Raw genomic sequence first — 24,157 nt, forward strand, 5'->3', positions numbered from 1 at the left:
ACTATGCCGCGTATGAGTAAAAAACGAAAAGAAGAATGGGCTTTCTTTCTGAATGACCGGAGCCGCATCGCCTATAACGCCTTGTGCCGCAAGTGCGTCTACAACTGCAAACAAAGTTTCCGTGCTGCGGTGATCGTCTGCCCACATTACCACTCCAAACGATCCCGCCGCCCGCCTTAATTGCCCTGTGCCGGAGAAAGGAAGTGATGTACCATCTACTACAAAACCGATACCCCGCTGCCGCCTTTCGTGCCGTTGCCCCGGTTTATCCTTTGGGGCGAATACTCGATCAATGCCAAACTGATCTATGCCCTGCTGCTGGGGCGCACACAGCTCTCCCAGAAATCCGGCTGGGTGTCGGAGGATGGGGATGTCTATGTGATCTATACCATCCGCCAGATGGCGAATGACCTGAACCGGAGCGAGCGAACGGTCAAGGCCGCATTGGCCGAGTTGGAGAATGCGGGACTTATCACCCGCATCCGGCAAGGCTGGAACCGGGCAAACCATATTTTCTTGCAACTGCCGGATGAGGTGCAGCTTTCTTCCCGTCCAGAGGGCAATATCTGCCCAATGGATGGGCTGGAATCTTCCCCTTGTATGGGGCAAAATTTGCCCATAAGTAAGAAAGAGAAGAAAAAAACAGATTCCAGTCAGAATAACAGGAGGGAGAACGCCCGCCGCTGTTTTGGGCAGTATCAGAATGTTTTTCTTTTGGACAGGGAATTGGCTGAACTGCAATCGACATATCCCGACCAGTATGAGGACTACATCAACCGACTGTCGGCCTATATGGCATCCAGCGGAAAGCACTATGCCAACCATTACGCTACAATCCGCAAGTGGCTGGACGAGGACAGCAAACCGAAGCCCGGTAAAAATTACAACTATACAGAGACCTATGAGGAAGGAGAATGTCTGTGAATGTGAAGCCGATTATGGCTGCAATCGTTGAGGCAGCAGAGACCCTAAACACCGCCCCGGATGATTACATCAACCCGGATGACGGGCTGAAATACTGCGGCAAGTGCCACACGCCCAAGGAAGCCTATTTTCCTGAACAGTACTGTAAAAACGGGCTGAACAAGCATCCGATTGCCTGTAAATGCGCGGCTGAGGAACGGGCACGGCGTGAAGCAGAGCAGCGGGAGCTGGAACGGCTAAACCGGATTGCCATGCTCCGCTCCGAAGCGTTCCGGGACATTCCCGCCGCCGGATGGCGGTTTGAAAACGCGGAAGTGATGACTCCACAGCTTGCCAAGGCAAGAGCTTATTCCGAAAACTGGGATGCTTTCCGCCAAGATGGAACCGGGCTGCTTCTGTTCGGCAATGTGGGCACCGGAAAATCCTATGCAGCAGGCTGCATCGCCAACGCCCTGATAGAGAAAATGGTTTCCGTCCTGTTTGTCGGGCTATCCGATGTGGTGAACCGTATGCAGGGCAACTTTGGCGCGGATCGGGATGCCTGCCTGAAAATGCTGATGCGCCCGGAGCTGCTGATTTTGGATGACCTGGGCGCGGAACGGAATACCAGCTTCGGCAAGGAGCGCGTGTTTGATGTGGTCAACAAGCGGCTGTTGACCGGCAAACCGATGATTGTTACCACCAATATCCCGCTTTCCGTGATGCAGAAAGCTGCCGATCTGGATGAGCGCCGCATCTATGACAGGGTTTTGGAGATCTGCGTCCCCATACAGTTTAACGGCGAGAATTTCCGAAAGGGCAATGCTGCGGAAAATGTGAAACGGGCGGCGAAAATTTTGAACCAGGAAAATTGACGAACTTCTATTCTACGAAAGGGGCAATCACATGGAAAATTCCGTCGGCAAGGTGCCGATCCACCTGAAAATGACACTCACGGCAAAAGAAGCCGCTGAGTACAGCAATATCGGAATCAATAAAATCGACAGTATGCTGCGTTCGCCAAACTGCCCGTTCGTGCTTTTTGTGGGCAGCAAAAAATTGGTGAAGCGCAAAGAGTTTGAACAGTACATCAGTCAGGCGCTTGTGATCTGACATTGCATTTGAAAAATTCGCGGAGAAGCCTTGAGGAAAAGAGCACCGTGCGCTATACTATATAGTGTAGTAGTGTGCTCTTTTCTTCTCTGCGGGAAAGGAGCTCGTCCATGGGAAAGAATCTCAAGGGAAAAGACTGCGGTAAGGGTATCTACCAAAGAAAGGACGGATTGTATAGCGCACGATTTGTTGATAGAGTCGGGAAGCGGCATGAGAAGTATTTTCAGACGCTGCCCGAGGCGCGAAACTGGATTGAGGACGCAAAGTACGCCGATAAGCACGATGATGTATTTGTGGCTACCGATACGACGGTTGATGAGTGGTTCAATTTCTGGATTGAAAATATTGTCGGGGATCTGGCTCCCAACACGCTCAGAAATTACCGGGAACGCTATGTCCGCAATATTCAGCCGGTAATGGGGAAAATGCTGATCGCCAATGTAAAACCGATGCACTGCAAAAAGGTGTTCATCCAGATGGATGCGGATTACGCAGGTTCCACCATTCGTCAGGCATACATCACGATGGGGACAATGTTTAAGGCTGCTAAGATGAACGACCTGATTGCAAAGCACCCCATGGATGGCGTTCGGTTTTCAAAGCCCGTTCGCGCTGTGGATGATATTCACTATCTGACGCGGGAGGAACAGCGCCTCTTTCTCGAAACCGCACGGCGCTCCCACAATTACAACCAGTATGCGCTCATCCTCGAAACAGGATTGCGTACCGGGGAAATGATTGGCTTAACATGGGACGCAATCGACTTTGAGCGCCGGACGCTTACGGTAAACAAAACCTTGGAGTTTCGTCACGCACAGAAAGTTTGGCGTGCCGGTCCTCCCAAAACCCAGCAGAGCTATCGCACCATTCCTTTGACGGATAAAGCGTATGACATTCTGAAAGAGGTATGGGATAGCCGGAGCGGCAGAAAAGAATCCCCCCTGCTGTCGCAAACGCTGGAATATATGGACAGGCGCACCGGCGTTACTTCCCGGCTTGTGATGCATGATCTGGTCTTTATCAACTGGCGCACAGGGGAACCGGCAAAAAACAGTTCCTATGATACCCACCTCTATAAGCTTTGCGATGAAGCGGGGATCAACCGCTTTTGTATGCACGCGCTACGCCATACTTACGCAACCCGTGCGATCGAAAGCGGAATGCAGCCGAAAGTGCTGCAAAAGCTGCTGGGACACGCCAGCATTAAAACCACAATGGATCGGTATGTCCATGTGACCGATGAAACGCTGGATCAGGCGGTCAAGCAATTTCAGCTCAGTAGCGTATGTTGATATAACTTAATACAAGTCCATGCGTAAATGGCGTAAAAATGGCGTAGTAGCCAAAACGCCAAAGTGCGAAAGACCTTGTAAATACGGCATTTTTTAAGGAGATGTAGAGATATATGAAATTAGGTATCGTGGGTCTGCCCAACGTGGGCAAGAGCACCCTGTTCAACGCCATTACCAACGCCGGCGCCGAGAGCGCCAATTACCCCTTCTGTACCATCGACCCCAACGTGGGCGTGGTGGCCGTGCCCGACGCCCGGCTGGACTGGCTCTCCGAGTTCTATCACCCCAAGAAGACCACCCCCGCTGTGGTGGAGTTCGTGGACATCGCCGGCCTGGTGAAGGGCGCCAGCCAGGGCCAGGGCCTGGGCAACAAGTTCCTGGCCAACATCCGGGAGTGCGACGCCATTGTCCACGTGGTCCGCTGCTTTGACGACGAGAATATCATGCACGTGGTGGCCGACACCAGCACCAACGTGCCCGTGGACCCCGCCGGCGACATCGGCGTCATCGACATCGAGCTCATCATGGCCGACGTGGAGATGGTGGAGCGGCGCATCGACAAGGCCCAGAAGGCCGCCAAGGGCGACAAGAAGTACCTCCACGAGGTGGAGGTGTTCTCCGCCCTGAAGGACTGGCTCAACGACGGCAACTCCGCCCGCTCCTTTGCGTGCGACGAGGACGACGCCGCCCTCATCGCCACCTCCGAGCTGCTGAGCCTGAAGCCCATCATCTACGCCGCCAACCTGGACGAGGACGGCTTTGCCGACTGCCAGGGCAATGCCTACTACAAGATCGTGGAGGAGCTGGCCGCCAAAGAGGGCGCACAGGTGATCCCCGTGTGCGCCAAGCTGGAGGCCGAGATCGCCGAACTGGACGCCGACGAGAAGAAGATGTTCCTGGACGATCTGGGCATCGCCGAGTCCGGCCTGGACCGGCTCATCAAGGCCAGCTACACCCTGCTGGGCCTCATCTCCTTCCTCACCTCCGGCGAGGACGAGTGCCGGGCCTGGACCATCAAGAAGGGCACCAAGGCCCCTCAGGCCGCCGGCAAGATCCACACCGACTTTGAGCGGGGCTTTATCCGCGCCGAGGTGGTGTCCTTCGAGGACCTGAAGAACTGCGGCTCCATGGCCGCCGCCAAGGAAAAGGGCCTGGTCCGCTCCGAGGGCAAGGAATATGTCATGAAGGACGGAGATATTGTTCTCTTCCGGTTCAACGTATAACAGGCCCTTTTCCTGGGGCCCCGCAGCGCGGGGCGGCACGCGCCGTACAAGCGTTTTCGCCTGAGGCGAAAACCTTGGCGCAGGGGCAATTCACTTGCCCCGAGCTATTAAGAGAATTGGGGTCCCCGCAGAAGCACCGCTTCTGTGGGGCGAAAGGGCCTGGTCCGCTCCGAGGGCAAGGAGTATGTCATGAAAGACGGAGATATCGTCCTCTCCGGTTTAACGTATAACAACCGGGGGCTCTCGCTTCCATGGAAAACTGAAACGGAAAAAAGCTCCGGCGTGTCTCATTCTGAGACATGCCGGAGCTTTTGTCTTTCTGTTATTCTCCTCTCAGCTTGCCCAGCAGACGGCCCAGCAGGCCGGGCCGGTGCTCCTGGGGGGCGGGAGCGGCCTGGGTGGAGGAAGCCTCCTGGAGGGCCTCCGCCATCAGGGTGGCCTGGGCGTCCAGGGCAGGGGCATCCTCCGGCCGGGCCACAGGGGCGTAAGTGCCGTCCACGCAGAGGTTCCGGGCCTTCACATTGTCGGCACAGAACAGCTCCACATAGTGCTTGATCTGCCGCCGGACGGCGGGATCGATGACCGGACAGGCGATCTCCACCCGCCGCTGGGTGTTGCGGGTCATCAGGTCGGCGGAGCCGATGTAGACCTTGGTCTCCTCCCCCACGCCGAAGGCGTAGATGCGGGGGTGCTCCAGGAACCGGCCCACAATGGAGAACACCCGGATGCGGTCGGTGAGGCCGGGCACGCCGGGCCGCAGGCAGCAGATGCCCCGCACGTTCATGGTGACGGGCACCCCGGCCTGGCTGGCCTGGGCCAGCTTGTCGATGAGATGGCGGTCGGTGACCGAGTTGACTTTGATAAAGATGCGGGCAGGCTTCCCCTGGCGGGCCTTTTCGATCTCCTCGTCGATGAGGGTCATGAGCCGGGGCTTCAGGCCGTAGGGCGCCACCAGCAGCTGCTGGTAATCCCCCTCCAGATTGGAGGTGGACATGTTCTGGAAGAAGGCGGCCGCGTCGGCGCCGATGGCCGGGCTGGCCGTCATGAGGCAGAAATCGGTGTACAGCTTGGCGGTCTTCTCGTTGTAGTTGCCCGTGCCGATCTGGGTAATGTACTGGATGCGGGCCTTGTCCCGCCGGGTGATGAGGCAGATCTTGGAGTGGACCTTGTAGTGCTCAAAGCCGTAGAGCACGGTGCAGCCCGCCTCCTCCAGCCGCTCGGCCCAGGCGATGTTGTTCTGCTCGTCAAAGCGTGCCCGCAGCTCCATGAGCACAGTGACATCCTTGCCGTTTTCCGCCGCCGCGGCCAGGTACTCCACCAGTTTGGCGGTGGAGGCCAGGCGGTAGATGGTGATCTTGATGGCCAGAACAGAGGGGTCGTTGGCCGCCTCCCGCACCAGGTGGAGGAAGGGGTCCATGGAGTGGTAGGGGTAGAAGAGCAGGGCGTCCCGCCGGAGGATCTGAGGGATCATCTTCTCGCTGCGGTTGAGGCCGGCGGGCCACTGGGGGGTGTACTTGGTGTAGCACAGGGCGGCGGCGCTCTCCGGGGGCAGCTTGCCCTCCAGGGCGTACACGTACCCCATGGCCAAGGGCGCCTTGGAGAAGAACACGTGCTCCCGGGGCAGATCCAGCCGCTGGCACAGGTAGTCCAGCAGCTCCTCGGAGGGATGTCCCTGGACCTCCAGCCGCACGGGAGCCAGCCGGGCCCGCTTCTTGAGCACCTTCTGCATGTGCTCCCGGAAGTCCTCCATCACGTCGTAGTCCTCGTCCTCCGGGCTGATGTCCGCGTTGCGGGTGACCGAGATGATGTGCTTCTCCTCGATCTGATAGGAGTCAAAGAGGGAGTCGGCGTAGGTCAGGACGATCTGCTCGGTGAGCAGGTACCGCAGCCCCCGCTCCTCCAGCTGGAGGAAGGCGGGGAGAGCCCGGGGGATGGACACCAGGCCGAACCGCCGCTCCCCGTCCCGGCGGAGGGACAGAACGATGTTCAGGCTCTTGGAGGGCAGATGGGGAAAGGGGTGGTGGCTGTCCATTACCATGGGGGAGAGCACCGGCTGCACATAGTCCCGGAACCAGCGCTCCACCTGCTTGCGCTCCTTGCCGTCCAGCTCGTCCGGCTTCAGGTTGCAGATGTTGCAGGCCCGCAGGCGCTTCTCCAGCTGGGAGACGATCTTGTCCCGCTGCTTGTACAGGGCGGGCACCGCCTTGCAGATGGCCTGGAGCTGTTCGACCGGCGTGAGGCCGCTGCGGCTGTCCACATAGTCCTGCTTGGATAGGGTCATGTCATAGATAGAACCCACCCGGATCATGAAGAACTCGTCCAGATTGCTGGTGAAGATGGAGGCAAATTTGATTCGTTCAAACAGGGGGACAGTCTCGTCCCTGGCCTCGTCCAGCACCCGCTCGTTGAACCGCAGCCAGGAGAGCTCCCGCTCCTGGGTGTAGCGGGTATCTACCGTCTTACTCATGGCCGTTCACTCCCATCACGCGCCGGAGCAGGTAGCCCTCCCGCACGCCGCAGGTGCTCACCAGCACGGTCTCCACCTCATAGCTCTTGAGCACCGCATTGAGGATGGCCAGACCGGGGAGAATGGTGTGCACACGGTCGGGCACGATGCGGAGGATCTGCCGCAGGGTGGCCTGGTCCCCCTTCTTCAGGTCCTTGTACAGGGCCCGGATCTCCCCGGCGGGAATGACCCGGTTGCTCTGGTCGGCGCCGGACAGGTCGTTGCACAGCTTGGCCGCCGCCCGGATGGTGCCGCCCACGCCGGTCAGATGGGCGCTGTGGCCGCCGGCGGTCTTGGCCCGGTCCAGCTCGGCCTTCACCTCGTCCCGCATGGCCCGGCGCTCCTCCCTGGTGGGGAACAGGCCGGAGACATGCTTGGTAAACAGGGACAGAGAGCCCATGGGCAGGCTGCACCCCGAGGTGATGATCCCGTTCTCATAGGACACCAGCTCGGTGGAGCCGCCGCCGATGTCGGCCAGCAGGCCGGTGGCGGGGGCGCCGCCGCCTACCGTGGCCCCCAGGAAGGAGAAGGCGGCCTCGTCCGAGCCGGAGACCACCTCTACCGGCAGTCCGGTGACGCTGCGGATGGTGTCCACCGCGTCCTCCGTGTTGACGATATTCCGCAGGGAGGCGGTGGCGAACACGTGGATATCCCGGATATCAAAGTTCTCCAGCAGCGCCTTGAAGCCAGCCAGCACCTGGCAGGCCACCAGGATGCCCCGGTCGGACAGCACGCCGTCCCTGATGTAACCGGCCAGGCCGGCCATCTCCTTTTTGTTCATCAGCAGCTTGAACTGCCGCCCCTCCCAGTGGTAGATGGAAAGCCGGATGGTGTTGGAGCCCAGATCGACAATCCCGCATTTCATTTCCCTGACACCTCACAATGAACTAGTGTATTCAATTTAGTTTACGCGATTTTCCAGCGGTTATCAATGGGATTTACGTAAGATTTACAATCTCCCCGAAAAACAGCGCGAAAGGGGCCGCAACTTCATATCTCCCGGTCCGGACGCATATATATGCCCCAGAAACAAGCAGGGAGTGTTGCTGTTTGAAGGGGAACATCGAGGAGCGCGCCTGCCAGCTGGCGCTTTACATCATAGAGAACAGAGCCACGGTGCGCGGCGCAGCCCGAAAGTTCGGCATCAGCAAATCTACGGTACATACGGACGTGATAAAATGGAACGTTTCCTGTGGGTGGTCCGATGAGAAGAATATCAGGCGTGGGCGGATTTGACTCCGCCCACGCCTGATTGTCTGAAGAAAGCCACTGGCTGGGCAAGTGGTTCCAAAAAGCCTGACACAATGAGAAAGTATGTCCGGGCCCTCAGAGGACGCCCCGGGCGCACAGGAGCGGCGGACGGGATACCCGTCCGCCGCATCTTTTATTTTCCCCGCCTATCGCGCCCCTCCCCTGTTTTCCATCCAGCCCCCCAGCGGGCCGGCCAGTCCAAGTGCAAAATGGATTAATATTCCAAATTAGAGAATCACATGGTTTTTTTCTTGCAAAATATGGTGGAATGAAGTAGAATCATTTCAGAATTGGCCGCTGTTTTTCTTATAAAAAGTCGAAAAATAAAATGAAAAATTGATTTTTGATAAAAAGGAGCGCATTGGAATTCCAATGAAGAGGTTTGAGGCAAAGGTGTGGCTGTCCACCCCCACGATGCACGGGGATGAGCTCAAGTACATGACAGAGGCATTCCAAACGAACTGGATGTCTACAATCGGCGAAAACATCGACGAGGCAGAACGGCTGACCTGTGAAAAGGTCGGATGTAAATATTCCGTAGCTCTGTGCTCCGGGACGGCCGCGCTGCATCTGTGTGTGAAGCTGGCCGGCATCAAGCCCGGCGACCGGGTATTTTGCTCCGACATGACGTTTGGAGCCACGGTCAATCCCGTGGTATACGAGGGCGGCATTCCTGTCTTTATCGACACGGAGCCGGACACCTGGAATATGGACCCCAAGGCATTGGAAAAGGCCTTTGCGCTCTATCCGGAAGTAAAGGTCGTGGTGCTGGCCCATCTCTACGGTACGCCCGCTAAGATGGATGAGATCCTGGAGGTCTGCCGACGCCATCACGCCGTCCTGATCGAAGATGCCGCAGAGGCGCTGGGTGCTACATACAAGGGCGTACAGGCCGGAATGTTCGGTGATTATCGCGCCATTTCCTTCAACGGAAACAAGATCATCACCGGCTCCTCCGGCGGCATGCTGCTGACGGATGACGAACAGGCCGCCAACAAGGCCCGCAAATGGTCTACACAGAGCCGGGAGAACGCCCCTTGGTACCAGCATGAGGAGCTGGGCTACAACTACCGGATGAGCAATGTGATCGCCGGCGTAGTGCGCGGACAGTATCCCTACCTGGAGGAGCATATCGCCCAGAAAAGGGCGATCTACCAGCGCTATCAGGAGGGGTTTCGGGATCTTCCCGTGACCATGAATCCCTATGACGCCCAAAACAGCCAGCCGAATTTCTGGCTCTCCTGTCTGCTCATTGACAGGGCTGCCATGTGCCGTCAGGCGCGCGGTGAGCGGGAGGCGTTGTATGTGAGCGAGCCGGGCAAAAGCTGCCCCACGCAGATCCTGGAAACGCTTGCGCAGTACAATGCGGAGGGCCGCCCTATCTGGAAGCCCATGCACATGCAGCCCATTTACCGGATGCATGGATTTGTAACCGCTCAGGGCGACGGACGCGCCAGTACCAACGCCTACATCGCCGGGTGCGGCGCAGACGTGGGTATGGACATCTTTGCGCGGGGCCTGTGCCTGCCCAGCGACAACAAGATGACCGTGGAAGAGCAGAACCAGGTAATTGAAATCGTGAAAAGCTGTTTTGCGTAAGGCGGTCAAGGGGAGGAGCACAGTTGAAGAAGCATTACCCTTATGGGCCGTATGAGCGATTTTTCAAGCGGCCCATTGATATTTTGTGCGCGCTGGCTGCCATCGTTGTGTTCAGCTGGCTTTATATCATTGTGGCCGTTCTGGTGCGCATCAAGCTGGGAAGCCCGGTTCTGTTCACCCAGGACCGCCCCGGAAAGAATGAAAAGATCTTCAAGCTCTATAAATTCCGCACCATGACCGACCGGCGGGATGAAAACGGAGCTCTGCTGCCCGATGACGTGCGTCTAACCAAGTTCGGCAGGCTTCTGCGCGCCACCAGTCTGGATGAGCTCCCCGAGGCATTTAATATTTTAAAGGGAGATATGAGCGTCATCGGTCCCCGGCCGCTGCTGGTCAAGTATCTCCCCCTCTACAGTGAGGAGCAGCGCCGCAGGCACGAAGTGCGGCCCGGACTATCCGGTTATGCCCAGGTCCATGGCCGCAACGCCGTCAGCTGGGAAGCCCGGTTTGAAATGGACGTGGCCTATGTCGACCATATCACCTTTTGGGGCGATGTGCGGATCATTCTGGATACGGTCCTGAAGGCATTTGTCAAGCGGGAGGGCATCAGTTCCCAGACCGCTGCCACAATGGAAGAATTCAAGGGAACACTGGTGAAAAAATGAAAAGACTCGGGATCATTGGTGCAAGCGGCCATGGGAAAGTCGTCGCCGATATTGCGCGGAGCATGGGGTATGAGGAAATCCTTTTCTTTGACGACAGCGAAGGCTGCGCTTCCTGCAACGGTTACCCTGTTGTCGGCAAAAGCGCTGATATTTTTCACTTTAGCTGTGAGGGTATCGTCGCCATCGGGAACAGTCAGGTAAGACAAACATTACAGGAACGATTGGAGGCGGGCGGTATTCACGTTCCGGTTCTGATCCACCCCCATGCAGTACTGGCCCCAGACGTGACCGTCGGCGCGGGTACTGTCATTATGGCAGGTGCGGTCGTCAACCCCGGCAGCACGATCGGGAAAGGCTGCATCATCAATACCTGTGCCTCTGTGGATCACGATTGCCGTATTCACGATTATGTCCATATTTCGGTGGGCTCCCATCTGGCCGGGACCGTGCAGGTGGGACACAATACCTGGATCGGCATCGGCGCTGTGATCAGTAACAACCTGACCGTCTGCGCTGAATGCATGATCGGGGCCGGCGCGGTCGTGTGCCGTTCCATTGAAGAAAAAGGAACCTATGTGGGTGTCCCGGCGAGGAAGATCAAATGAAAATACTGATTCTGGCCAATAACGATATCGGGCTATACCAGTTTCGGCGGGAGCTGATTGGCGCATTGCGGAAGGAAAATACGGTGGTACTCTCTCTTCCATACGGAGAAATGGTGGAGCCGCTGAAAGCTGAGGGCTGTAAATTCATTGATACCGCGGTTGACCGGCGGGGCGTCAATCCGATTACAGATCTGAAGCTGTTCTTTCAATACCGCAGGATTCTGAAAAAAGAGCAGCCTGATCTGGTGATTACATATACCATCAAGCCCAACATATATGGTGGGTTTGCATGCCGGCTCTGTAACGTCCCCTATGCAGTCAACATTACCGGGCTTGGCACCGCCTTCCAGGGAAAGGGTCTGCTTCGGGCGGTTGTAACCTTCTTGTATAAGCTGGGGGCGAAGCGCGCAAAGGTCGTCTTTTTTGAGAACATGGAAAACCAGCAGATCTTTGTGGATGAGGGGATCGTGCCCGCAGAGAAGACATGCCTGCTCCCCGGAGCCGGTGTCAATCTGGAGCATTATCACGTCCTGGACTATCCCGACAGCAGCGCGGAAACTCGTTTTCTCTTTATCGGCCGTGTGATGAAAGAGAAGGGGATCGACGAGCTTTTCTCAGCCATGCGCCGCCTCCATCAGGAGGGCTATAATTGCGTGCTGGATGTGCTCGGCGGATTCGAAGAAGATTATAAGCAGCAGATCCAGCAGTATGCGCGGGAAGGCTGGCTATATTATCACGGATATCAGAAAGACGTGCGCCCCTTTATTGCAGCGAGCCACTGCTTTGTGCTGCCCTCCTGGCACGAAGGAATGGCCAACACCAATCTGGAGTGTGCCGCCAGCGGCCGTCCCGTCATCACAAGCAATATCCACGGCTGTAAGGAGGCTGTGGTAGAGGGCGTGAGCGGCCTGCTGTGTGAGAGAAAATCGCCTGAGAGTCTATACCAGACCATGAAGACATTTTTATCTTTGAGCCATGAAGAAAAACGCCAGATGGGCCTGGCCGGACGCCAGCATATGGAAGACGTGTTTGATAAGAGGAAAGTGGTTGAAAGGACACTAGAAAGTCTGGGGCTATAAACAGCGTACGTCGGATTTCGATATTGCACACTATTACGCACACAAACCGAGGTTATTTAGAACTTATATTGTTTTAACGCCATACTTTTAAGGAATATAATGAAATGATTATCCATTTTTCTGTACTGTTTATCATAATTGCCGCCGCTTGTATATGGGGAGGGACCATACGCCGCAGGAAACTCTTCTGCCTCAGCAATGGATACGATCTCGATAGCATGTTAGGTCCTCTTCTCCCCTGGCTGTTAGTATTTGGCTATCTGGCTTTTTTAGCCGGTATGAGATCAGATATGAACGACACATATGCATATGTAAATTCCTTCAACCTTGCCCCTGGAACCTTTGGCGCTATACAAGATATCCTGACCAGCAATCAGAAGGACAAGGCGTTCTATGCACTGCAAAATATATTTAAAATTTTTATAAGCAGTAATTATCATGTATGGTTCTTTTTCTTTTCAGTCATAGAATCTATTACTCTGATCCATATCTTGCGCAGAGAATGTGTAGATTTTACAATTGCGTGTTTTTATTTCTTTGCAAGCACCTTGTATTATAACTATTTCTCCATGATGCGTCAGTGGTTCGCAGTTGTAATGCTATTTGCAGGCGGATTGCTGATAAAAAAGGATAAAACCATTCCGTATATTCTTCTCTGCTTCGTTATGGCCCAATTCCATGCTTCCGCCCTTCTTTTCATTCCTGTTTATTTCATGGTACGCGGTAAGGCGTGGAGTACCAAGCAAAACGTACTGATTGGCTTATTTTCAATTGGACTGGTGCTATTAAACCCTATATTGTCCGGTATGGAAAATCTACTGCAAGATACCACATACGATTATGTCATTGACACCATGCAAAATAGTTCCGGCTCTTCAGCCATTCGGATTATTATAGCAGCTGTGCCCGTTATTTTATCTTGGATTTACAGGAACAGCATAACGGAAAAAATGATAAATATAGCTGCAAATATGTCTCTTATAAATTTATTGCTTACCATTTTGGCTACCTTTACGAGCGGATTGTATGTTGTTCGTCTGTCGGTTTATACAAACATGTACAATCTGATTTTATATCCGTACCTGCTGACTGTGTGTTTTAAAGGCCGAAATCGCCAAATTGTCAAATTGGCATTTTATATATTTTATTTCCTCTTCTATCTATACCAAATGGGCTATCAGGGCGCCTTTGGGTATGTCAGTGATATTTTAGGAACATATTAAAACAGCTTGAAATCGAGTTTCCTTAAACCTGTTCACGTACAGAACTCGTTTATTTTATCTGTAACAGCAAAAAGGCCTTTGCAGTCTAATGCTCTCAAATTATAAAGTAATTTTGGGAAGGAGCTTTAAACCCATGAAAAAGGTCATTACTTATGGAACTTTTGACTTGCTGCACTACGGCCATATCAATCTTCTCCGCAGGGCAAAGGAACTGGGAGATTATTTGATCGTTGCACTTTCCACGGATGAATTCAACTGGAACGAAAAACACAAAAAGTGCTATTTTACTTATGAACAGCGGAAGCAGCTTCTGGAGGCGATCCGCTATGTCGACCTGGTTATCCCGGAAGAGTGCTGGGAGCAGAAGACGGCCGACGTCAGGGAATACCACGTAGATACCTTTGTCATCGGAGATGACTGGACGGGAAAATTTGATTTTCTCAAAGAGCAATGCGAGGTTGTCTACCTGCCCAGAACCCCTGAAATCTCTACGACGCAAATAAAGGAAGATCTAAAGGAGCAGCTGGATGGACAATAACGTATTGAGAAAATTGCAGCTGATCCAGCTGGAAATCTTAACTTTTGTAGATCGCATTTGCAGAGAACACCAGATCCCATATTCCCTGTATGCCGGCACACTTTTGGGCGCGGTCCGGCATAAAGGCTTTATTCCCTGGGATGATGATTTGGACATCTGCATGTCCCGCGAAAACTATGACCGTTTTATCCAACTTTGGCCAACAATTTCTCATGACGGTTATATTATGCAGAACAAAGAAAACTGCCCCGCATTTACACAATCATTTACAAAGATTCGGAAAGAGCATACAACTTTTCTGCAGGAAGCCTGGGAAGCCGGCAGATACCATACCGGAATTTTCATTGACATTTTCCCCATTGACCGGATACCAGATTCTAAAATAGGCCGTTTGAAATTTACTTGGGATGTTTTGTGCTATCAGCTCTATACCCGTGAATTCCCGCCCAAACAATATGGGGTTGAAAAGTGGATCGTGGCGTCGGTTCTGCTCACAATGACCCCTAAGGCCAGGAGGGCGGATAAGCGCAGGAAACTTTTATCCAATATCGTCCGATTTAATCCCGTCCATCACTATGAAACCGTCGCAATCGAAACTTTGTCTTCTGTAAAAAAACCGTTTGCAGCGGATATGTTGGACGAGTATGTTTTTCTGCCGTTTGAAAATGGAAACTTTATGTGCTTTGCCGGCTGGGATGATCATCTAAAACGCAAGTATGGCGACTATATGCAGCTTCCTCCCGAAGATCAGCGTGAGTGGAAGCACCATCCCATTATTTTGGACTTTGAACACAACTATGAGGAATTATCGCCAGAGAAAGGATAAACGGCATGGATAGTCCAATTCGTGTCCTGCACGTAATCGGTATTATGAATCGAGGCGGTGCGGAGACGATGATCATGAATCTTTATCGAAATATTGACCGCACAAAAGTCCAATTTGATTTTGTAGAAAATTCGGATAAACCCGCGGTATTCGATGAAGAAATACGCTCTCTTGGAGGACAAATTTTCCGCTGTCCGCATTATAGCGTAAAAAATCACTTTACATACTGCAAGTGGTGGGAGAACTTTTTTCGTATACATAAAAATGAATATTCCATCGTACACGGGCACCTGGGGAGTACTGCTGCAATATATCTACATATTGCGAAAAAATACGGAATTTATTCCATCGCTCATTCCCATAATACCAATGCCATGAAAAATTTAAGCGATTTAAGATATGCCTTATTTACCTATCCGACTCGTTTTATAGCCGATCATTTTTTTACCTGCTCCAGAGAGGCTGGTATTTCACGGTACGGCAAAAAAATTGGCAATGATATAGAGCAGTGTACCCACTTGCCAAATGCAATTGAAATAAATAAGTTTTCATTTAATGCAAGTTCCCGTAAAATGATACGGAATATGCTCGGCATAGCAGATACACAGTTCGTAGTTGGAAATATCAGTCGCTTTTCAGCCCAAAAAAACCATATTTTTTTGCTCGATATTTTTGAGAGAATCTGTAGAAAAAGTCCTAATGCAGTCCTACTTTTGGTAGGTGATGGGGAACGGCGTGCAGAGATTGAAGCATATATTGCAGAAAAGAAGCTGAAGCATGTCATTCTAACGGGAGTAAAGAGCAATACTTGGGACTATTATCAGGCGATGGATGTGTTCTTAATGCCGTCGCTTTACGAGGGTCTGCCGGTCTCCCTGGTCGAAGCCCAGGCGTCCGGCCTTCCTTGCTGTGTATCTTCCGCTGTACCGCGTGAGGCAGCAATTACAGATCTTGTTCAATTCCGCTCTTTGGAGGACAGCGCTGAGCAGTGGGCAGATTGGGTCCTTACATACTGCCATTCCCCCCGTCAGGATAGACAATCAGAGCTCCGAAATGCCGGATATGATATTTCCGAAACTGCCAGGTGGCTGGAGAATTATTACTTGGAAGTGGTAAGAAGTCATGGATAAAAAAATACTGCTTACTATTTTTACTCCGGCTTATAACCGGGCTCACACCTTGCGCCGGACCTATGAGAGCCTGCTTTCCCAAGGCTGCAAAGACTTTATTTGGCTGGTGGTGGATGACGGCTCTCAGGACAATACTGCCGAATTGGTGTGTCAGTGGCAGGCTCAAGATAACGGCTTTGAAATTCGGTATGTTTATAAAGAAAATGGCGGGATGCATACAGCTCACAATACGGCCTATGAGAACATTGACACCGAGCTAAATGTCTGCATTGACTCGGATGATAAACTTGCTCCTGGCGCTGTGCAAAAGATATTGGCAAAATGGGAGCAAGTCCGCCAGCAAGACTATGCCGGTATCATTGGATTGGATGCGGATTTCAAAGGTAATGTGATTGGGAAAGGCTTTCCTGATGGTATGACAGAGACCACAGTCTCTGGTTATTATGCAGCGGGAGGAAGCGGCGACAAAAAGCTGGTCTATCGCACTGACATCATCAAGAAGTATCCGCCTTACCCGGTCTTTGAAGGGGAAAAATACATTTCACTCGCCTATAAATATCGGCTGATTGACCAGACATATAAAATGGCGGTTTTGGACGAGATTCTCTGCAATGTAGAGTACCAGCCGGACGGCTCTTCTAATAACATGTGGAAGCAGTATTTGAAAAATCCAAAGGGCTGGGCATTCTGGAGAAAAGTATGTATGAATTATCCAGTCTCAAGAAAACGCCTGGTAACGGATTGTATTCACTATGTTTCCAGTTGTGTGCTTTCCGGAAATATAGCTTTTATATCTCAATCTCCCAAAAAGCTTTTGACTGTTGCCTGCACTCTGCCAGGTATCGCACTTTCCTGGATCGTAAAAAGAAAGGCGAAGATAAAATGATTCCCAAGAAAATTCACTACTGCTGGTTTGGCCGGGGACAGAAGCCAAAGATGGCCCAAAAATGTATTGCCAGCTGGAAAAAATATTGCCCCGATTATGAGATCATCGAGTGGAATGAAGACAATTTTGATGTAAACATGAACGGCTATACCAGAATGTGTATAGAGCAGAAAAAATATGCCTTTTTAAGCGACTATGCCAGATTAGTAGTGGTAGCTGAACAGGGCGGAATCTACTTTGATACCGATGTGGAGTTGGTCCGCAGTCCGGACTTCTTGCTTACACACGGCGCCTTTTTCGGCTTTGAGACCCCGGAGTTTGTCGCCAGCGGCCTGGGATTTGGTTCAGAGGCCCATGGAACTGTAATCGACGCGATGCGCCAGGAATATGACCCCCTCCTAGATGGACAGCATGGCGTTATCGGTTGTCCGCGACTCAACACAAAGGCACTGGAGGCGCTTGGGCTGCGTAGGGACGGCTCCTTACAGGAAATCGCAGATGCGGTGATTTATCCTCCGGACTGGTTTAATCCCTATGAGAGCGCTACCGGACGTCTCAACAAAACCGAACATACCGTTTCTATCCACTGGTATTCCGCCAGCTGGATGAGCCCCCTCAGAAGGCTTCGCAGCACTATATCAAAGCCTCTGCATCGGATTTTAGGTGTGGATTTCTTCAGGAGAACATAACAATGGAGAAAAAACGTGTCTTAGTGGCATCACATGCGCTGGAACTGGGAGGGGCAGAACGCGCACTGCTCGGTCTGCTAAACGCATTTGATTCCGATCGATATGAGGTAGATTTATTTTTGCTGCGTCACAGCGGTGAACTGCTGCCCTACATCCCCTCCAATATACGGTTGCTTCCCGAGATAAAACAGTATACATGCTTAGCAGAACCTATTACAGAAACGCTAAAAAAAGGGGCTTTCGGCGTAGTCTTAGGACGTGCCTGGGGGAAATATAAAGCCAGACAATTTCTGAAGTCACATCCGTCTGAATTGGATCAGGCTGTATCTTTGGAGTACAGCCACAAATATACAAAAAACTTTATGCCGCAGATCAGCCATAAAAATTATGATTTAGCCGTCAGTTTTTTGACTCCTCACTACTTTGTAGCGGAAAAAGTAACGGCAAAGGTCAAAGTCGCCTGGATCCATACCGATTACTCAGCGCTCCAGATAGACACCGTGTCAGAGCTGCAAATGTGGTCGGCCTACGACAAAATCGCCTCTATTTCGGACCACTGTACCAAGGGATTTTTAGAGCAGTTCCCCTCTCTTCAGGAACGGATTATCAGAATTGACAATATTATTTCTCCGGAATTGATTTACCGGCAAGCGGAGGAATCTGTTCCGGAGGGAATGGAAAAAGGAAGCTATAAGCTGCTTTCGGTAGGTCGCTTTTGCACCGCTAAAAATTTTGATAATGTTCCGTTTATCTGCCGTTTGATTCGTGCCTCGGGTCTGGATGTCCACTGGTATCTCATTGGATTTGGCGGAGATGAAAAATTGATACGCCAAAACATTGTAAAAGCTGAAATGCAGGATTATGTCACCGTTTTAGGGAAAAAAAGCAACCCATACCCTTATATGAAAGCCTGTGACCTATATGTGCAGCCTTCCAGATACGAGGGAAACTGTGTTTCCGTCCATGAAGCTCAAATCTTGGGGAAAGCAGTTGTCATTACCAACTACGCCACCTCCGCCAGCCAGCTGGAGGACGGTGTGGACGGCGTGATCGTGCCCATGGATAACGAGGGATGTGCCAAAGGAATTGCTACGCTTTTACGCGACACGAAAGCCTTAAAACTTTTAAGCGATACATGCCGTCAGCAAGACTACTCGAATGCCGATGAAGTAAACAAACTCTATGCGCTTATGGAAGGATAAATATATGCCTGCACTCAGCGTAATTGTTCCTGTATACAATGCCGAAGCTTATTTGAGGACATGTGTTGAAAGCATTCTGGATCAGAATTGGAAGGATCTTGAGCTGCTCTTAATTGACGACGGCTCAACTGACAGCAGTCCACAGATATGTGATCAATTTGCGCGTTATGATCAACGGGTCCGCGTTATCCATCAGACAAATGCCGGCGCTGCGGCAGCGAGAAACCATGGCTTAGACCTTGCGTCTGGATCATATATCACCTTTGTAGACAGCGATGACTATATTGATTCCGATATGTACGAAAAGATGATGTCTATCAGACTGGAATTTCAATGTGATCTGGTCATCTGTGATTGTCTGAAAGAATTTGACTTTGGCGCGCAGATATATACTCATACACTGCCCGGCGGATTTTATGACAGATCAAAAATGAAATCTGAATATTTCCCGCAGCTTTTGATGACAGAGTCTATAGAATATCCGGTTACCATATCAAACTGGCTTCTTTTGGTTCGAAAAGATATTATTCAAGAGCATCATATCCGCTATCCTGAGGGGATCCGCTTTTCGGAAGATCTCTTGTTCGGTGCAGAAGTCGGGTATGCAGCAAACAGCATGTATTACATGAAGGGATATACTCCCTACCACTATCGGCAAAATCCTATGTCTGTAACGCATTCTGCATATCGGGACAAGTGGCCCATGCTGCTCGATTTATACCAGCGTATTAAAAAATCCTTTGGACAAAAAGCCGACTTTGATTTTGGCCCACAAATTGATCGGTGCCTGCTGTTTTTTGTGTATTTGGCAATTGGAAATTTGGGATCCAGTGGTTTAAAATCAAGCGCCAGAAAAAGTCAAATACGCCAAATTCTAAAAAACAGCCTAGTCCACAGTACTTTAAAACGTATTCAAATTTCAAAGCTTAAAATTAGTTGGAAATTAAAACTGATAACCTACTTATACCGTTGGAAGTGCATCCCTTTTGTTGAGCTGTTATGGTGGTATCAAAATAAAAAGATATGAAAAAAATCCTATTTATCAATGGGCATATGAACACAGGCGGTGTGGAAAAGTCCCTTTTGGATATTTTAAGGCGGCTTGATTATGACTGCTACGATGTAGACCTGCTGCTTTTGGAGGAGTTGGGAGACTACGGAGCAGAGATCCCCTCAAACGTCCATATCCATGTAAAAAGCTTAAAAAACACCTATGGCCCTTTTTTAAAAAGTTTGATAACCTGTGTCAAAGTCCGGGACTGGTTCGGTTTGAAAATGCGGGTCATTTTTTTGCTGATGAAATTTGGAGGTCAAGAGCGCATTGCACTCGCAAAAAAGCTTCTGACCGCAAACCAACACTATGATTATGTAATCGGATTTCGCCCGGGAATCTGCACGCAAATTGCGGCCTTTGCTGTTCACGCAGAAGGCAGGGCTACCTGGTGGCACCACGGTGAGATCAACGTGGAACGTCAGAGCTACCTGGAATGTGCCCAAGCCTGTGATAAGATTGTTGCGGTATCTCATGCGTGCTCCAAAATGCTGGCAGATGCATTTCCAACGATCAGCAACAAACTAACCGTTATTCCCAATATGATAGACAAATCATGTATTCTCCAAAAGGCAGATGAGTTTTGTCCGTACAGCCGAAAAGATGTCCATCAAATTGTAACGCTTTGCCGTCTGTCTCCAGAAAAGCACATTGAAAACGCTATTTTTGCAGCCCAAAAGCTCAAAGAGGCCGGCATTGCTTTTCAATGGCATCTGGTTGGAAGCGGGGTTGAAGAGGCGAAGCTCCGCAAAACAGCGGTAGCCGCAGGCGTTGCGGATATCTTCTTGTTTGAAGGGAATCAGACAAACCCTTATCCCTATTTAAAATATGCTGACCTATTCGTTCATCCCTCTTATGTCGAATCTCAGGGGATTGTTATATTAGAGGCCATGGCTTTGGGCATACCCTGTATTGTTACCAAATCACTTGGCCCCTGTGAGTTTATTCAAGATGGTGTCAATGGAATTTTGGCGGAACAGACTCCCGAGTCGCTGGCGCAAAAAGTAAACGCAATACTAACCGACGCCCAACTGTATGCCCGCATTCAGCGTGGCAGCCATTGTCCCGAAAAGTTTTTTCCAGAATATACTATGTCTGGTATTGAACGGCTCTTTAGAGTTTAATTTTAACAATCTTGGAGAAAATCTAGTTTATGTTTACTAAAAAGCCAAAAAATCAGGTTATGCAAGAGCATATATCCAAAAATTATCTATGTAAATCTATCATAAAATACATCCTAGCTGTAGCTATTTTTTTATTTCTCATATTAGTTATATATATACATATATCTCCTACCGTTTCTCCTTCTTTGGGTACTACTAGGTTAAATATTGAGACCTATCTTGCCGGAAATAATCAGCCGACACATCCCTCTGTATATACATTTGATACTTCTTGGAATGGATATAAATATTGGATGGCTTACAGTCCCTACCCAAACGGAAATGGAGAGGAAGAGAATCCATGTATTGCAGTATCTAATGATTTATATTACTGGGAGACACCCGGCACGTTGGCAAACCCAATTGCTGATAATGAAGAAACTGGCTGTGATGAACTAAAAGATCCTCATATCCTATATCGAAAAGATTTAGATCGAATCGAAGTTTGGTATTTAGGACGTCTCTCCCAACGGCTTGGCGGATCAGAGGACGATCATCTACTGTTGCTACGCAAATACTCTTTTGATGGAGTAACATGGAGCGACTATGAAATCATGACTGAAATAGATTATCTTTCTCCGTCTATCATTTGGGACGGAGAGAAATATCAAATGTGGGCAATTGGATATGACCTCTATGGAACCAGTGGTACAATTAGCTATCAAGAGAGTAAGGACGGGTATAATTGGACAAATAAAACACTATGCAGTATAAACGGCGAAAATACTGGCATCAGTATTTGGCACGGATCAGTAACCGAATATAATGGGACATACTATATGTGTTTTATTGACAATAAAGGAAAGCAAAAAATCTTTTGTTGTACAAGCTACGATGGCATTCAATTTTATAACGCTCAATCTATTATTGAAAACAACAAATTCTGGAGGAACCTTTATCGTCCATTCTTATGGTATGATGGAAATCAATATATTTGCATTTATGGCGTTGTAAATGCTGCAAACGAGTGGTATATCACTATGAGCAAAGGCACCTCACTTGATTGTTTAATAGGAATTAATCACGCTGATCTATCTAAAATGTATCCACTTACTGATTCTACAACGAATACACATAGCATGATGTATTATCTAAAAGCGATGTATCATGCTGTTAGAAATTATCTGCGTATAGAATTAATGCTTCTTGCTTTGATTGAAATCATCCTAATGCGTATACGTCCCAAGCTATATACTAGCAATAAATATTTTTTTATTTGTCAAATATTAAATATCTTTATTTCTGTGTACTGGATAGTCATAAAAATGCAATTATCCAAAATATTTAATTTGATAGCAGCTATATTTGCTATTTTAATTATAAATATTTCGATGTCTGCTCTTCTTAGTTGGGCAAAATTGTGCCATAGTCGGTAGTCACACTACTTAAGGTTACTATAACTAAGCACAGCAGCGAGAAGTCTTCTATTTTTATATCGACTTAGTTGTAATTTTAAGGAACGGTGAATTATGAATATTGTACTGTATGGGAACGGCTCTAGTGGAAACCATGGGTGTGAAGCAATTATTCGAGGAACAGTAGCTTTACTTGGAGCCGAAAAAAATTCTTTTCGTATTCAATCCGCAGGACCGCAGGAAGATAAATCCTATGGTTTGGGATCGCTCGCTCAGATTTTTCCTGCCACGTGTGCGTATAAAAAAGGTTTCCTTTTTCTTAAAGCCTATCTCAAACTAAAATTAACCGGAAATTATACTGATATGGATGGCTTGTCCTATCTGCCCGGAATTCGTCAGGCAAGCGTTGGAACGGACATTGCGCTTTCTGTCGGCGGCGATAACTATTGCTATGGTAGTACAGGAATTTATGGGCACCTGAACCAAGCTTACCGGAAAAACGGCATAAAAACTGCATTATGGGGGTGCTCTATCGAACCAAACGCAGTATAGAAGTTTAACTGACGCTCAACTGTATGCCCACATTCAGCGTGGCAGCCGTTGTCCTGAAAAATTTTTGCCAGATCATATTATTGAAGAAATAGAGCAGCTTTTGGAAATCTGACTTTATAAAATAAAGGGGCATAAATTTATGTCAAAGCAAAAGCAGGATGAGCTAACGGTCTTAAGCGGTATTGCAATCTCATTTGTAATAATAATTCACGCTTGCGCCTCGTGCCTTGGTTATCTTTTTCCCGGTAAAGAATATTCAGATACAGATATTTTTTTACGGACTTTATATAATTTCGTAATCTCAGCTGTTCCTATTTTCGTATTTATATCTGGCATAAAGTTTGCAATTCATGATACAGCAACTCCTTATTTGCTGCTGCTTAAAAAACGGTTACCTCGTGTTTTGATGTCATTTTTTATAATTAATACATTTTTCTGGGCTATAGATTCTTTCATATGGATCAAAGAATTCTCTCCAATTCTATTATGTAAAACTTATATTTCCAGTTGGTTGGGAAATACTGTGGCCTATCCTTTGTGGTATATTCCCATGTACTGCTGTGTTATTATTATTTGCCCATTACTATACAAAGTAATCAGCAGTAGCTGGATTCGCTTTTCCCTATATTTGATAATTGGCCTCATGCAGCACTTACTTGCTTCTTTTTTCCCAATTTTAGATAAATATCCATTTGTATTTGTTTCGTACTTCATATTTTTTGAATTAGGAATTATAGTATATAAATATAGGTTCCTGCTTTCCCATAAGAAATCCCAAAATATTATATATGTTTTTTTATATGTAATTTTGGTAACAATTCTTTCTATATTTCCCAATAGTGATTCTTTTTTCTGGAGTTCTTATGTCAGGTATATCTTATTTGGGCTTGGGGGAACACTAGTCTACTATATAGTAGCGCTCTCGTTGAAAAAAAACAAATTACTAATATTTCTGGGACAAAATTCGTATCCCTTGTTTTTACTTCATGAACCTGTCATCGGGCGCTTTTGTGGAAAATTATTAAGCAAGTTTGGAATAGCACATTCTTTTGTCTTTGTGCCACTGTGGTTTATAGGAACTCTTATATTTACTTTATTACTAATTAAATTTTTCTGTCATATAAAAATAGATTCTCTTCTGTGGAAATTTTCACTTATGAAAAAATCCAGTTAGAAAAGTCGTTGTTTCAGAGAAAGGACTATTTTACGCAATGAACATTACGCTATACGGGAACGGCTCTAGTGGAAACCATGGGTGTGAAGCAATTATTCGAGGAACAGTAGCTTTACTTGGAGCCGAAAAAAA

General features: G+C 49.3%; 24 protein-coding genes and 1 pseudogene. 23 read left to right on the forward strand and 2 right to left on the reverse strand.

The window, feature by feature from the left end:
* Positions 1-12 precede the first annotated feature (12 nt).
* The 6 genes from WMO64_RS11610 (at position 13) to ychF (ending at position 4,531) form a co-directional block, all read left to right on the forward strand.
* Positions 13-180 (forward strand): hypothetical protein, encoded by a 168-nt coding sequence (locus tag WMO64_RS11610; RefSeq protein WP_349232110.1) that lies wholly within the window; start codon positions 13-15, stop codon positions 178-180.
* Positions 181-249: 69 nt separating this feature from the next.
* Positions 250-924: a replication initiator protein A gene (locus tag WMO64_RS11615; protein ID WP_349232087.1), complete on the forward strand. Its 675-nt coding sequence runs from the start codon at positions 250-252 to the stop codon at positions 922-924.
* Positions 915-1,778, forward strand: a complete 864-nt coding sequence (locus WMO64_RS11620; protein WP_349232088.1) for an ATP-binding protein — start codon at positions 915-917, stop codon at positions 1,776-1,778. Before WMO64_RS11615 ends, WMO64_RS11620 begins: the two co-directional genes overlap by 10 nt.
* Positions 1,779-1,809: 31 nt before the next feature.
* Positions 1,810-2,016 carry an excisionase gene (locus WMO64_RS11625; RefSeq protein ID WP_349232089.1) on the forward strand — a complete coding sequence of 69 codons (207 nt, stop codon included), beginning with the start codon at positions 1,810-1,812 and terminating at the stop codon, positions 2,014-2,016.
* Positions 2,017-2,126: 110 nt separating this feature from the next.
* Complete coding sequence (locus WMO64_RS11630; protein ID WP_349232090.1) at positions 2,127-3,308, forward strand: site-specific integrase; 1,182 nt, start codon at positions 2,127-2,129, stop codon at positions 3,306-3,308.
* Between the two features lie 113 nt (positions 3,309-3,421).
* The gene (ychF, locus tag WMO64_RS11635; RefSeq protein ID WP_349232091.1) at positions 3,422-4,531 is read left to right on the forward strand and encodes a redox-regulated ATPase YchF; all 1,110 of its coding nucleotides are present in this window, start codon (positions 3,422-3,424) and stop codon (positions 4,529-4,531) included.
* A gap of 322 nt (positions 4,532-4,853) precedes the next feature.
* On the opposite strand, the gene ppk1 is transcribed toward ychF, so the two are convergent.
* The gene (ppk1, locus tag WMO64_RS11640; protein WP_349232092.1) at positions 4,854-6,998 is read right to left on the reverse strand and encodes a polyphosphate kinase 1; all 2,145 of its coding nucleotides are present in this window, start codon (positions 6,996-6,998) and stop codon (positions 4,854-4,856) included.
* Positions 6,991-7,902: a Ppx/GppA phosphatase family protein gene (locus tag WMO64_RS11645; protein ID WP_349232093.1), complete on the reverse strand. Its 912-nt coding sequence runs from the start codon at positions 7,900-7,902 to the stop codon at positions 6,991-6,993. Before WMO64_RS11645 ends, ppk1 begins: the two co-directional genes overlap by 8 nt.
* A gap of 185 nt (positions 7,903-8,087) precedes the next feature.
* Here WMO64_RS11645 and WMO64_RS11650 point away from each other — a divergent pair.
* The 17 genes and pseudogenes from WMO64_RS11650 to WMO64_RS11730 form a co-directional block, all read left to right on the forward strand.
* Positions 8,088-8,210 (forward strand): annotated as a pseudogene (locus WMO64_RS11650) (sporulation transcriptional regulator SpoIIID); the annotation flags it as partial.
* Between the two features lie 450 nt (positions 8,211-8,660).
* Positions 8,661-9,887 carry a DegT/DnrJ/EryC1/StrS family aminotransferase gene (locus tag WMO64_RS11655; protein WP_349232094.1) on the forward strand — a complete coding sequence of 409 codons (1,227 nt, stop codon included), beginning with the start codon at positions 8,661-8,663 and terminating at the stop codon, positions 9,885-9,887.
* Positions 9,888-9,910: 23 nt separating this feature from the next.
* Entirely contained in the window at positions 9,911-10,552 is a 642-nt protein-coding gene (locus tag WMO64_RS11660) for a sugar transferase (RefSeq protein ID WP_349232095.1), read from the forward strand.
* Positions 10,549-11,157 carry an acetyltransferase gene (locus WMO64_RS11665; protein WP_349232096.1) on the forward strand — a complete coding sequence of 203 codons (609 nt, stop codon included), beginning with the start codon at positions 10,549-10,551 and terminating at the stop codon, positions 11,155-11,157. Before WMO64_RS11660 ends, WMO64_RS11665 begins: the two co-directional genes overlap by 4 nt.
* Positions 11,154-12,236 carry a glycosyltransferase family 4 protein gene (locus tag WMO64_RS11670; protein ID WP_349232097.1) on the forward strand — a complete coding sequence of 361 codons (1,083 nt, stop codon included), beginning with the start codon at positions 11,154-11,156 and terminating at the stop codon, positions 12,234-12,236. Before WMO64_RS11665 ends, WMO64_RS11670 begins: the two co-directional genes overlap by 4 nt.
* Before the next feature lie 104 nt (positions 12,237-12,340).
* Positions 12,341-13,459 carry an EpsG family protein gene (locus WMO64_RS11675; RefSeq protein WP_349232098.1) on the forward strand — a complete coding sequence of 373 codons (1,119 nt, stop codon included), beginning with the start codon at positions 12,341-12,343 and terminating at the stop codon, positions 13,457-13,459.
* A 133-nt stretch (positions 13,460-13,592) separates the two neighbouring features.
* Positions 13,593-13,997, forward strand: a complete 405-nt coding sequence (gene tagD, locus WMO64_RS11680; protein WP_349232099.1) for a glycerol-3-phosphate cytidylyltransferase — start codon at positions 13,593-13,595, stop codon at positions 13,995-13,997.
* Positions 13,987-14,823 carry a LicD family protein gene (locus WMO64_RS11685; protein ID WP_349232100.1) on the forward strand — a complete coding sequence of 279 codons (837 nt, stop codon included), beginning with the start codon at positions 13,987-13,989 and terminating at the stop codon, positions 14,821-14,823. Before tagD ends, WMO64_RS11685 begins: the two co-directional genes overlap by 11 nt.
* Positions 14,824-14,867: 44 nt before the next feature.
* Entirely contained in the window at positions 14,868-15,953 is a 1,086-nt protein-coding gene (locus WMO64_RS11690; RefSeq protein WP_349232109.1) for a glycosyltransferase family 1 protein, read from the forward strand.
* Positions 15,946-16,839 (forward strand): glycosyltransferase family 2 protein, encoded by an 894-nt coding sequence (locus WMO64_RS11695; RefSeq protein ID WP_349232101.1) that lies wholly within the window; start codon positions 15,946-15,948, stop codon positions 16,837-16,839. The genes WMO64_RS11690 and WMO64_RS11695 overlap by 8 nt, the downstream gene beginning before the upstream one ends.
* Entirely contained in the window at positions 16,836-17,528 is a 693-nt protein-coding gene (locus WMO64_RS11700) for a glycosyltransferase family 32 protein (RefSeq protein ID WP_349232102.1), read from the forward strand. Before WMO64_RS11695 ends, WMO64_RS11700 begins: the two co-directional genes overlap by 4 nt.
* Before the next feature lie 2 nt (positions 17,529-17,530).
* Positions 17,531-18,730 carry a glycosyltransferase gene (locus WMO64_RS11705; RefSeq protein ID WP_349232103.1) on the forward strand — a complete coding sequence of 400 codons (1,200 nt, stop codon included), beginning with the start codon at positions 17,531-17,533 and terminating at the stop codon, positions 18,728-18,730.
* Between the two features lie 4 nt (positions 18,731-18,734).
* Complete coding sequence (locus WMO64_RS11710; RefSeq protein ID WP_349232104.1) at positions 18,735-19,757, forward strand: glycosyltransferase; 1,023 nt, start codon at positions 18,735-18,737, stop codon at positions 19,755-19,757.
* A complete protein-coding gene (locus WMO64_RS11715) occupies positions 19,754-20,905 on the forward strand; it encodes a glycosyltransferase (protein ID WP_349232105.1) in 1,152 nt (383 codons plus the stop codon). The genes WMO64_RS11710 and WMO64_RS11715 overlap by 4 nt, the downstream gene beginning before the upstream one ends.
* Positions 20,906-20,934: 29 nt before the next feature.
* Positions 20,935-22,320, forward strand: coding sequence for a glycoside hydrolase family 32 protein (locus tag WMO64_RS11720; protein WP_349232106.1), 1,386 nt, complete (start codon positions 20,935-20,937; stop codon positions 22,318-22,320).
* A gap of 93 nt (positions 22,321-22,413) precedes the next feature.
* The gene (locus tag WMO64_RS11725; protein WP_349232107.1) at positions 22,414-22,851 is read left to right on the forward strand and encodes a hypothetical protein; all 438 of its coding nucleotides are present in this window, start codon (positions 22,414-22,416) and stop codon (positions 22,849-22,851) included.
* A gap of 139 nt (positions 22,852-22,990) precedes the next feature.
* On the forward strand, positions 22,991-24,025 hold the full coding sequence (locus tag WMO64_RS11730; protein WP_349232108.1) for an acyltransferase family protein: 1,035 nt from the start codon (positions 22,991-22,993) through the stop codon (positions 24,023-24,025).
* Positions 24,026-24,157 lie beyond the last annotated feature (132 nt).

Source organism: Pseudoflavonifractor intestinihominis (assembly GCF_040096055.1).
GTDB lineage: Bacteria > Bacillota > Clostridia > Oscillospirales > Oscillospiraceae > Pseudoflavonifractor > Pseudoflavonifractor intestinihominis.